The 2,306-nt window shown below is 73.4% G+C and carries 1 protein-coding gene and 1 pseudogene; both read right to left on the bottom strand.

Going from position 1 to position 2,306, the window contains the following annotated elements; translation table 11 throughout:
• A pseudogene (locus D451_RS26955) lies at positions 1–265 on the bottom strand (serine/threonine protein kinase); the annotation flags it as partial.
• A 215-nt stretch (positions 266–480) separates the two neighbouring features.
• Positions 481–2,306 (bottom strand): serine/threonine protein kinase (locus tag D451_RS28865; protein WP_017536610.1); only part of this gene is annotated, 1,826 nt, incomplete at its 5' end.

Consider the following 2,306-nt stretch of genomic DNA (forward strand, 5'->3'; position numbering starts at 1 on the left):
GCTGCTCCGCCTCGGGGTCGGCGTCCAGGATCGCCGCCACGCAGAACCCGCTCACCCTCCGAGCCTGCTCCACCTCCGCGGCGAAGCGGCGCCGCATGTCCGCGTCGGCGGCCCAACTCGCGTGCAGCAGCTTGACCGCCGCCCTGGCTCCGTCCTCGTCCTCGCCGAGGAACACCTCACCGAACCCGCCGCGGCCCAGCCGCCGGAGCAACCGGTAGCGGCCGACCGTACGTCCGGGGTCGACCCTCTCCGTGGTCTCGTTCACGAAGCGGCCTCTTCTCCTGTTGTGCTCTTTCAGGGGGGACCGCGCGAGAGGGTCGCGCGGCCGAGCGCCTTCGGAGGTTCCGGGCGTCGTCTCCCGTCCGTGCTCCAGGGGGACACCGACCGACGCGGAACCGTACCGGGCGCTCCGATACGAAAGGTCCGAGAGGGCCGACCGAAGGAACACCCGCCCGAACGGTGTTCGGGCGGGTGTCGTGGTCAGCCTGAGGTGATGCGCCTGGCCCGTTCCAGGTCGGCGCGGATGCGTCCGACCCCCGAGTCCAACTGCGGCAACTGTTGGCGGGAGTTGTGGAGTTCCATGACCCGCTGGGCCCGCCGGGCGGCGTTACCGCACATGACCGCGTTGGTGACGTTGATGCTGAGGGACGCCACCAGGGCGAGCAGTCCGAGCCCGAAGAGGAACTCTCCGAAACCGCCGCCGTCGGCCAACTTCAGGACGAAACCGATCGGCAGGGCGACGATGGCGTACTTGCACCAGCGCGCGGCCCGCTGCATCCGCTGTTGGAAGAGCACCTTCTCCTCCAGGGCCTCATGGGTCCCGGAGACCTGGGAGTGGCGTTCCTCCCAGTACCTGCGCTGGCGGGCCAGCGCCTGGACTGTGCTCATGGCGCCGTGGACGGCGGCGGCGTACCCCGCGGAGTCGGGGAGGTCGGCCGCGATCACCCGACGCCAGAGGATGTCGATCCACTCGGCGACCCCGCCGTCACCGCCGTCGGCGGGCTGGACGATCAGCTCCGGGTGGAGCAGGAAGGCCATGACCAGGGCCGGGTTGACGGTGGAGTGGGTCGAGCGCCACCCCTCCAGTTCTCGGGAGAGCTCCTCGTACAGGGCGGTGCCGACCCGTTCGGCCCGGTCCAGGTCCTCGGCCAGCCTGCGGTGGGCGCCCGCCTCGGGGCCGGTGTGGGCGTCGAGGATCCGCAGGAGTTCGGGGCGGGCCAACAGAGCCATCTCGTTGGCCAGCGGAGCCCCGGTGAGCAGGGGGCGCGGGTCGGCGAACAGGGCGCGCAGGCCCTCCATGGAGGCGTCCCGCCCTCGGAAGGTCGGGGGCAGGTCGGGGCGGCTCTGCGCGATGAAGGAGGCCACCGCGAGGTTGGCGTCACGGACGTCCCGCCGGAACAGGGCCCGGTCGACGGTGGTGTCGCGCAGGTCGTCCATGATCCAAGCGCCCAGGACGGAGCGTTCGGCCGGGTTGTTGAAGATCTGGACCGCGGCGCCCCAGTCCTCGCGCATGGCCTCGGCCAGGGAGCCCGGGTCGTGGAAGCGGGCTCCGGCGAAGTGGTAAGGCGGAAGCGTCCCGCCCCGGGCCGGGACCGGGGTGTGGGACCGCGGGGCCGAACGGTAGGGCTCGGCCGTGTCCGGGGCCCGCTCCGGGAGGAGGGGCGGCCCCGAGGGCGGCGGCGCCTGGGAGAGCGAGCGCGGTGGTGCGGCGTGGGCCGCGGGGACGTCCGCTCCCGCGACCCTGGTCGGGTCGACCCGCGCCACCCGGGTGGGGTCCACCGGCGCGGCGTCGGCGTTCGAGGGCGGGGCGACCCGCGTGGGGTCGACGCCCACCCGGGTGAAGGCGTCGGGTGAGGGGGTGACCGTGGTGGCGTCGTTCCCCTCCGGGCCCCGGGTCGGGTTCCGGTGGCCGCCGTCCACGAGCGGGCCGGCGATGAGTCGGCCCATCAGGGTGGCGGCGTCGGGCCGGGCCTCGGGGTCCTTGTCCAGACAGTCGCGGAGGATCTCGGCGAAGGGGCCCTCCAACCCGTCGAGGTCGGGGCCTCCGCTCAGGATGCGGGCGATCCGGGAGGCCTGGGTGGGGCCGGGGAAGGCCTCCCGCCCGGTCGCCGCGAAGACCATCACGGCGGCCCAGGAGAACACGTCCACGGCCTCGGTCAGGCGGGCCCCCTCCAGCTGTTCGGGGGCCATGTAGCCGATGGTCCCGACCACGCCGCTGGCGGTGACGGAGGTGGCCTCCACCGCCCGGGCGATCCCGAAATCGATCACCCGGGGCCCGTCCGGCGCCAACATGATGTTGTCCGGCT

This window comes from Nocardiopsis alba DSM 43377, assembly GCF_000341225.1.
Classification (GTDB): domain Bacteria; phylum Actinomycetota; class Actinomycetes; order Streptosporangiales; family Streptosporangiaceae; genus Nocardiopsis; species Nocardiopsis alba.